Consider the following 8,327-nt stretch of genomic DNA (forward strand, 5'->3'; position numbering starts at 1 on the left):
CGGCCGGGCGGCGCCGGGCCGCGCCGCGCCGAGGGGGCCGAGGGGGCCGAGGGGGCCGGGCTCATCGGTGGAGCGCCCGCCCTGTCACGTCCGGCCGGTCCCGCTCTTCGCGAGCGTTTCTCTCCGCGGGCCCGAAGGCGCGTACGGCCCTCCCGCCGGCTCTCAACTGGCCCGCGACCGTCGCGCCGAACGCCAGCGCCATGCCCGTCAGCTGTACCGGGGTCAGCGCCTGGCCGAGGGCGGCCCAGCCGACGACGGCCGCGGTCAGCGGGGAGAGCGGGCCGAGGAAGGTGACCTGGGTGGCGGTGAGCCGGCCGATGCCGCGGAACCAGAGCCAGTACGAGACCGCCGTGTTCGCCAGGGCGAGGTAGAGATAGCCACCGACCGCACGGCCGTCCAGGGCGGGCGGGGCGCCCTCGACGAGGAAGGCGAGCGGGGCGATGAGCAGGCCGCCCGCGGTGAGCTGCCAGCCGGCGAGGGCGAGCGGGCCGACGCCGTCCGGGCGGCCCCACCGCTTGGTGAGGACCGTGCCGGCCGACATCGAGGCGGTGGAGGCGAGCGCCGCGAGCACGCCGAGCGTGTCCAGCGCCCCGGCCGCCTTCAGCACCACCAGGCTGACGCCGAACGCGGCCACGACCCCGGCCAGCACGGTCCGGGCGGTCGGCCGCTGGCCCAGCAGCAGCGCCGAGAGCCCGACGACGAACAGCGGTCCGATCGAGCTGACGACGGCCGCCAGGCCGCCGGGCAGCCGGTAGGCGGAGAGGAAGAGGAGCGGGAAGAAGGCGCCGATGTTCAGCGCGCCGAGTATCGCGGCCTTCCCCCACCAGACGCCACGCGGCAGGACCCGGCCGAGGGCGAGCAGCAGCAGGCCGGCGGGCAGGGCCCGCATCAGGCCGGTGAACAGGGGGCGGTCGGCGGGGAGGAACTCGGTGGTGACCGCGTACGTGGTGCCCCAGGAGACCGGGGCGAGAGCGGTGAGCAGGACGGTCGTGGACCTCTTCATGTAATTAGCTTAGCGCTAAGCGACTTAGCGTCAAGCGGCTTAGCGCTGATCCACTTGCCTTCGAGCCACTTTCTCGCGGGTGACCGGAAACGGGGGATACTCCTCCCATGAGCAGCCCGCAGCCCCCGCGCAAGGACCCCGTCGACGCGATCATCGAGCAGTGGGCGACGGTCCGGCCGGATCTCGACACCGGTGCCATGGAGGTCTTCGGCCGGATCTCCCGGCTCTCGCGCGCGATGGGCGACCGGCTGGAGAAGGCGTACGCGGCTCTCGGCATCGGACGCGGCGAGTTCGACGTACTCGCCACCCTGCGCCGCTCCGGGGAGCCCTACACCCTCTCGCCCCGTGAGCTCTCGGCGACGCTCATGCTCACCACCGGCGGCATGACCGGCCGCCTCGACAAACTGGAACGAGCCGCGCTGCTGCGCCGCTCCCCCGACCCGCACGACCGCCGGGGCCTTCAGGTGACGCTGACCGAGAAGGGTCTCGGGCTGGTCGACCGGGCGGTCGGCGCGGGCCTCGCCGCCCAGACCGAGGCCCTGACCGCCGCCCTCGACCCCGAACGGGCCGATCAACTGGCCCGCCTGTTGCGAGAGTTGCTGTCAACGACAGAGACGCCGAGGAGCTGAGCCGAGAACGCCGCTCGGCGCCTCGGCCGGGAGCCGCTCAGGAAGTCGGCCGAGGGGCGCTCGACGCGTCGGTCGAGGGACGCTCGCGAGTCGGCCGGAAGTTGGCCAGGAAGTCGGCCGGGGACCGATCGGGGAGTCGACCGAGGGACTTCGACGAGTCGGCCGAGGGGCGCTCGGAAAGTCCGGTCGAGGGACGCTCGGCGCCTCGGCCGGGAGCCGCTCAGGAAGTCGGCCGGGGGCCGGTCCGGGAGTCGGTCAGTCGTCGAAGGGCCAGGTGTAGCGGAGCTCTTCGGCGCGCTCGCGGGTGCCGCCGCTCACCCGACCGTAGTTCTTCGGGTCCGCCTCGGCCAGGCCGAGGCGGGGCTGGCCGAGGCGGGGCTGGCCGAGGCGGGGCTGGCCGAACGGCCGGAGCTGCTGAGCCGGCGGGACGCGCGCAGGGGCTGGACCAGCGCCGGTACGGAGGACCCGGACAGCGTCCAGGTGCACTTCCGGTCCCAGCCGGGACTCGGCGCGGGGCGCCCGGAAGGGGATCCGCTCGTGTTCCGCTGGACCGTCCCGGACGACGGCACCCCTCCCGAGGCGCAGGCCGCCGCCGCCCCGCGCCGGATGCGTCGAGCTGTTCGAGGGTGCGGGCGGGCAGGACGAAGGCGCGGGAGAGGTTGCTGATGTGACGCCCTCGGGCCCGAATCCGGGCCGGGAGTCAGGGAGGCCGGCGAGCTAGGCCTTGGCCTGGCCCTTGACCGTGATGTTGGAGCTGGTGGTGTCGCCCCTGTCCTTCGACTTGTCCAGGACCCACACCAGGCCGGCGATCAGCGCGAACAGCGCGAGGGGGGCCACCACATAGAGGCCCAGCGTCTCGCCGACGCTCAGACCCGGGCCGGGGTCGTCACCGTCGTCGCGGGTCAGCGCGAGGGCGGGGGACGACATGAGCAGCATCATCAGCGTCGTACCGGCAGCCAGGGCGCCGGCGCGCAGGGCGTTCTTCTTGTCCACGGTGCCCAAGTTAGCGAACGGTGTCGGGGAGCGCGCGCCCGGGGTGCCGTACGAGGCGCGGGGCGCCCGTACGGCCGTCCCGGGAGTTGCCGCCGTCGCCCCCCGTCGCGGCTCCGAAAGGCCCCGCCCGCCTCACTCTCGTACTCCGCTCATACTCCCGCTCATACTCCCGCTCATACTCCGCTCGCACTCCTGCTCAGGACCCGCTCAAGCACCTGCTCAGGCACTCGCGGGCACCCGCTCAGGCACCCGCAGAGGGGCTGCCTCCAGGCGGGTCGTGCTCCTCCCGCAGTACCTCGATCAGCGCCCGCAGCCTCGGCGAGGCCGCCAACTCCTCCAGGGTCACCGGGCGGCCCGTCGCGTCCGCGATCGGCAGCCGCCAGTTCGGATACTGGTCCCAGGTGCCGGGGAGGTTCTGCGGGCGACGGTCGCCGACGCCGTCCGGGAGCCAGACGCCGATCATGCGGGCGGGGGTCCGCAGCAGGAAGCGGTGGACGGCCTGGACCTCGGCCTCCTCCGAGGAGAGGTCGCTGCCGCCGCCGATGCCGGCCAGGAGTCCGAGGCGAGTGAGCAGGCCCAGCCACTCCGCCGTGTCGTTGGCCGCTTCGGCACGCTCCTCCTCCACGGACCGGGTCAACAGGCCAAGCCGGTCACGGAGTTCGACATGCTCGCCGGTGAGCCGGGCGGCGGTGGACGGCAGGTCGTGCGTGGTGGCGGTGGCCAGGCAGTCGTCGCGCCAACGGTCGGGGGGCAGGGGGCGCGCGTCGCCGTCCCAGTCCCGCTCGAACCACAGCACGGACGTACCGAGCACCCCCCGTTCGCGCAGCGCCTCGCGCACGCCCGGCTCGACGGTGCCCAAGTCCTCGCCGATCACCACCGAACCGGCCCGGGAGGCCTCCAGCACCAGGACGGCGAGCATGGCCTCGGCGTCGTAGCGGACGTAGGCGCCCTCGGTCGGCGGCTCGCCCTGCGGGACCCACCAGAGGCGGAACAGGCCCATGACGTGGTCGATGCGCAGGGCGCCGGCGTACCGGAAGAGGGCCTTGAGGAGCCGCCGGTAGGGGGCGTAGCCGGAGGCGGCCAGCCGGTCCGGGCGCCAGGGCGGCAGGCCCCAGTCCTGGCCACGCGCGTTGAAGGCGTCCGGCGGGGCGCCCACCGACATGCCGGCGGCGAAGTACTCCTGCTGCGCCCACGCGTCGGCGCCCTCGGGGTGCACGCCGACCGCCAGGTCGTGCACGATCCCGACGGGCATGCCCGCCTCGCGCGCGGCGCGCTGGGCGGCGGTGAGCTGGGTGTCGGTGAGCCAGGCGAGGCGGGAGTGGAAGTCGACGCGGTCCATCAGCTCGCGGCGGGCGCGGGTGGTCTCGGCGGAGCGCGGGTCCTGGAGCCCGGTCGGCCACTGCCGCCACCGCGACCCGTGCACCTCGGCGAGCGCGCACCAGGTGGCGTGGTCCTCCAGGGCCTGGCCCTGTTCGGCGAGGAAGTCGCAGTAGGCGGCGCTGCGGCCGGGCCCGAGCGGTACCCGGGCGACCAGCTCCAGCGCCTCCCGCTTCAGCTCCCACACGGCGTCCCGGTCGATCAACTCGCCCTTCTCCAGGACGGCTTCGCGCAGTCGTCCGGCGCGTTCGAGCAACGCGGAACGCGGATCCCCGCCGTCCCGGACGTATGCGAACTCGGGGACGTCCTCGACCCGCAGATGCACCGGGTCGGGGAAGCGACGCGAGGAGGGACGGTACGGGGAGGGGTCGGTCGGGCTGCCGGGCACGGCCGCGTGCAAGGGGTTGACCTGCACGAACCCTGCGCCGAGCGCCCGTCCCGCCCAGGCGGTCAGCTCGCCGAGGTCACCGAGGTCGCCCATGCCCCAGGAGCGCCGGGAGAGGAGGGAGTACAGCTGGACGAGGAGTCCGTACGAGCGTCCCGTGGGCGTGGGAAGGCGGGGCGGGGCGACGACGAGATGGGCGCGGCCGGTCCGCCCGTCGGGCGCGGTGACCGTCAGCCGATGCACCCCGAACGGGAGTTGCTCGACGGAGTCGCGAGACCCGCCCTGCTCGGTCTCCACGCGCAGGACGGTGCCCTCGGGCAGCGCGGCGAGCGCTTCGCAGGGGCTCCCGCGCCAGCACACCACGGTCGGCGGCAGCAGCCGCTCGCGCAGCTCCCGTTCCCGGGCGGCGAGCGCGCCGCGTACGGCCTTCGGGGTGCCCGCGTCGACGCCGAGGGCGGCCAGGGCGCGGGTGACGGCACCGGCCGAGGCCGTGACCGTGCGGTCCGGGGAGGGCTGGTAGGAGGTGGCGACGCCGTGCAGCGCGGCGAGCCGGGCGAGCTCCTCTCCGGGGGGCGCGGTCATCTAGGGCCTCGTGGAGTCGGAGTCCGCGACGGCGAGCGGCGGCTCGCTGGTCAGGGGCTCGGCGTCGGGCAGCGGGGGTTCGCTGGTCAGCGGGGGTTCGGCGTAGGTGCCCTCGGCGCCGAAGGCGCACAGGTAGGGGTCCTCGAGCTCGACGGGGGTGGCGGCGGAGTGCTCCGCCAGGCGTTTGGAGCGGGCCGGTGCGATCACCGTGGCCTCCTCATCAGTACGGCATCGGATACCCCAGCCCTACCCAGCGGACGCGGGGACAGACGTCCTCACGTCATTACACGCCGCCATCCCCTCCCGCGGCCCGCGCCGACACGGCGGACCGGCGCGCCGGAACACGACGGCACACGGCGGCACACCACGAACGAGACCGCCGGGCGGGAGACGGTTTCCGGCCCCATGCCCTCCGACCGCCCTCAGGTCGATCTCGAGTCGCCCTCTGATCGCCCTCAGGCGCGCAGAGCGGCGTCGAGAGCGCGTATGAGCTCTCCCACGCGCCCGCCTCCGGGAGGCGCGGCCGGCAGCCGGCCGAGCACCGCGGCCACCGCCGTCGGCGCGTGATGCCCCGCCCATTCCAGGGTCCCCACACCGACAGGGCTCCCCTCAGTGGCGGGGTTTCCCGCGGTGACGGGGATCACGCCGGCGACAGGGCTCACGCCGGCGACAGGGCTACCCACGGTGACGGGCCGGTCTTCCGCCGCTGCCAGCTCTTCCGCCCGCGCCGCGTGCGCCGCCGCACCGAGAACGTGCTTCACCTGATGAGCGTTGGCCAGGGGATGCAGATACGCGGCGGCGGCCGCGTGGCTCGCCGCTCGTGCCGCGTCGGCCGCGGCAGGTGAAGCAGATGAAGCAGGTGAGGCGGCCTCCTGGGCCGCCCGGTACGCCGCCCACGCACTCTGCCGCAGGGCGCCCGTGCGCCGGCCGCCCCGGGCGAAGGCGTCCGCCGCTTCGACGGCGTCACGAGGGCGCGGGTCCGCGGGAAGGCTCTGTTCGAAGATCGGCAGCGCTCTGCGCGCGCAGTCGGCCGCATAGCCCGCGATCTCGCGCAGTTCGTGTTCGCTCAGCTCGATCTTGTCCGACGTGGTGGGCACGGCTCCATTTTGCCGCCGCCCGACCCCCGCCGGCCAGACCGGTTGCCACTCGGACAAGTGCCCTTCGGACCAGCGCCACTCAGACCTGCGCCGATCAGGCCTGCGCCCATCAGACCCGGAGCGAGCTGCGCCACGCATGACGATTCGGCTCCGGGGGCAAAGGGACCCCCCGGAGCCGGTCACACCCGGCCCCGAGCCGTGGCGACACGGTGACGCGGTGCGAAGACGCGGGCGTCGCAATACGAAGACCCGGATCGTCAGGCGGAGATGCCGTCGATCCGGGCCAGAGCGTCGTCCGCGCCGTACGGCTGCAAGTACGGCAGCCAGCGCGGGTCCCTGTGCCCGGTGCCGATGATGCGCCAGGCGAGTCCAGAGGGGGGAGCGGGTTTGTGGCGCAGCCGCCAGCCGATCTCGACGAGGTGCCGGTCGGCCTTGACGTGGTTGCAGCGACGGCAGGACGCCACGACGTTGTCCCACACGTGTTTGCCCCCGCGACTGCGCGGGATGACGTGGTCGACGCTGGTTGCGACGCCACCGCAGTACATGCACCGGCCCCCGTCCCGGGCGAAGAGCGCCCGACGGGTCAGAGGAACGGGCCCCCGATAGGGAACCCGGACGAATCGCTTGAGCCGGACCACGCTGGGTGCGGAGACCGTGACGGTCGCGCTGTGCAGGAAGGCGCCGGATTCCTCGAGGGAGATCGCCTTGTTCTCCAGGACGAGGACGAGCGCGCGGCGGAGCGGTACGACGCCGAGCGGCTCGTACGACGCGTTGAGGACCAGGACATGCGGCACGGATGCCTCCTTGGGCGTCGGCGGCGCGTGGCTCGCGCCGGGACGATCTGTGGTCAGTCTCCCCTCTTGCCTGGTGGACGCGCCACCATGTCCCGGTAACGGGCTGGGAGTGTTTTCGACCACACCCTGTTGTCTCCCCAGGATCATGGCCTGTTCAAGCGCAGGTGAGGACTGTCTCTCCTTCACGGAACCGGCCGGACCACACGCAATGCCCCGTTAGTGTGGTGGTTCTGCCCGTCCGGTGACCTTTCCGTGACCTTGCAGCGCGTGTCGCCCTTGACCGCCGCACCGAATGGGGCAGTGCAGCACCTGGAGGTACCTGCCGTGTCCTTGCCCGCCGTCCTACCGGCCGCCGACGCGTCGCCGTCGCCGACTCCCTCGGAGTCGCCGACCGCGGTGACCGTCCCGTCCCTCGAGGACGCCCAGGAGAGCGCGACGAACGCGGCCAGCTGGGTCGAGCAGAACTGGTCGACCTGGCTGGCGATAGGTCTGCGCGTGCTGTTGATCCTGGTGATCGCGGTGGTGCTGAGAGTGGTGGTGCAGCGGTCGATCACCAAGCTGATCGACCGGATGAACCGCACCACCTCCTCGACCGACGGCACGGCGCTGGGCGGGCTGCTGGTCAACAACGAGCGTCGGCGTCAGCGCTCGCAGGCCATCGGCTCGGTGCTGCGTTCGGTGGCGAGTTTCGTGATCCTCGGCACGGCCGCCCTGATGGTGCTGGGCACCTTCGAGATCAATCTGGCCCCGCTGCTCGCCTCCGCCGGTGTCGCGGGCGTGGCGATCGGTTTCGGTGCGCGCAACCTGGTCACGGACTTCCTCTCCGGTGTGTTCATGATCCTGGAGGACCAGTACGGCGTGGGCGACCAGATCGACGCGGGCGTGGCCACCGGTGAGGTCATCGAGGTGGGGCTGCGCGTGACGAAGCTGCGCGGCGCCAACGGTGAGATCTGGTACGTCCGCAACGGCGAGGTCAAGCGGATCGGAAACCTCTCGCAGGGCTGGGCGACGGCCGGCGTCGACGTGACCGTCAAGGCGTCCGAGGACCTCGACCTGGTCAAGGCCACCCTGGACGAGGTCGCCGAGAAGATGAGCAAGGAAGAGCCCTGGAACGAGCTCCTGTGGAGCCCGATCGAGGTGCTCGGCCTGGACAGCGTCCTGCTCGACTCGATGGTCGTCCGCGTCTCCGCGAAGACGATGCCCGGCAAGGCCCTGACCGTCGAGCGGGAGCTGCGCTGGCGTGTCAAGCGTGCCTTCGACGCGGCCGACATCCGCATCGTGGGCGGCGCGACGGCCACCATCACGGAGGACCCGGCCGACCCGACGGCCTCGGTCGCGGCCCCGTCGGTGTTCTCCAACGCGGACTCGCCCCAGTCGGTGGCGGCGACACCGATCGCGCAGCCCCGGCCGGTCACCCCGGCGAAGTAGCCCGTACGCGGGAAGGCCGCACCCGGAAGGCTCCGGGTG

The 8,327-nt window shown here is 73.1% G+C and carries 9 protein-coding genes; 2 read left to right on the forward strand and 7 right to left on the reverse strand.

What is annotated here, in order from left to right:
* Window positions 1–61: 61 nt before the first annotated feature.
* Window positions 62–1,003: an EamA family transporter gene (locus ACFWBD_RS41225; RefSeq protein ID WP_385679293.1), complete on the reverse strand. Its 942-nt coding sequence runs from the start codon at window positions 1,001–1,003 to the stop codon at window positions 62–64.
* 107 nt (window positions 1,004–1,110) lie between these two features.
* On the opposite strand from ACFWBD_RS41225, the gene ACFWBD_RS41230 reads away from it, so the two are divergent.
* Window positions 1,111–1,632, forward strand: a complete 522-nt coding sequence (locus ACFWBD_RS41230) for a MarR family winged helix-turn-helix transcriptional regulator (RefSeq protein ID WP_385679296.1) — start codon at window positions 1,111–1,113, stop codon at window positions 1,630–1,632.
* Window positions 1,633–1,887: 255 nt separating this feature from the next.
* Here the strand turns inward: ACFWBD_RS41230 and ACFWBD_RS41235 are convergent, their stop codons facing one another.
* The 6 genes from ACFWBD_RS41235 to ACFWBD_RS41260 form a co-directional block, all read right to left on the reverse strand.
* Window positions 1,888–2,118 (reverse strand): hypothetical protein, encoded by a 231-nt coding sequence (locus ACFWBD_RS41235; protein WP_385679299.1) that lies wholly within the window; start codon window positions 2,116–2,118, stop codon window positions 1,888–1,890.
* Window positions 2,119–2,349: 231 nt separating this feature from the next.
* On the reverse strand, window positions 2,350–2,625 hold the full coding sequence (locus ACFWBD_RS41240) for a hypothetical protein (RefSeq protein ID WP_385679302.1): 276 nt from the start codon (window positions 2,623–2,625) through the stop codon (window positions 2,350–2,352).
* A gap of 241 nt (window positions 2,626–2,866) precedes the next feature.
* The gene (gene malQ / locus ACFWBD_RS41245; protein ID WP_385679304.1) at window positions 2,867–4,969 is read right to left on the reverse strand and encodes a 4-alpha-glucanotransferase; all 2,103 of its coding nucleotides are present in this window, start codon (window positions 4,967–4,969) and stop codon (window positions 2,867–2,869) included.
* Window positions 4,970–5,176 (reverse strand): hypothetical protein, encoded by a 207-nt coding sequence (locus ACFWBD_RS41250; RefSeq protein ID WP_385679307.1) that lies wholly within the window; start codon window positions 5,174–5,176, stop codon window positions 4,970–4,972.
* Between the two features lie 248 nt (window positions 5,177–5,424).
* On the reverse strand, window positions 5,425–6,066 hold the full coding sequence (locus ACFWBD_RS41255) for a putative immunity protein (RefSeq protein ID WP_385679310.1): 642 nt from the start codon (window positions 6,064–6,066) through the stop codon (window positions 5,425–5,427).
* A gap of 257 nt (window positions 6,067–6,323) precedes the next feature.
* Window positions 6,324–6,860, reverse strand: coding sequence for an HNH endonuclease (locus ACFWBD_RS41260; RefSeq protein ID WP_351754184.1), 537 nt, complete (start codon window positions 6,858–6,860; stop codon window positions 6,324–6,326).
* 324 nt (window positions 6,861–7,184) lie between these two features.
* Between ACFWBD_RS41260 and ACFWBD_RS41265 the strand changes: the two genes are divergently transcribed.
* Window positions 7,185–8,288 (forward strand): mechanosensitive ion channel family protein, encoded by a 1,104-nt coding sequence (locus tag ACFWBD_RS41265; RefSeq protein ID WP_385679313.1) that lies wholly within the window; start codon window positions 7,185–7,187, stop codon window positions 8,286–8,288.
* Window positions 8,289–8,327: the final 39 nt, after the last annotated feature.

This window comes from Streptomyces sp. NPDC060002 (assembly GCF_042737245.1).
Classification (GTDB): Bacteria; Actinomycetota; Actinomycetes; order Streptomycetales; family Streptomycetaceae; genus Streptomyces.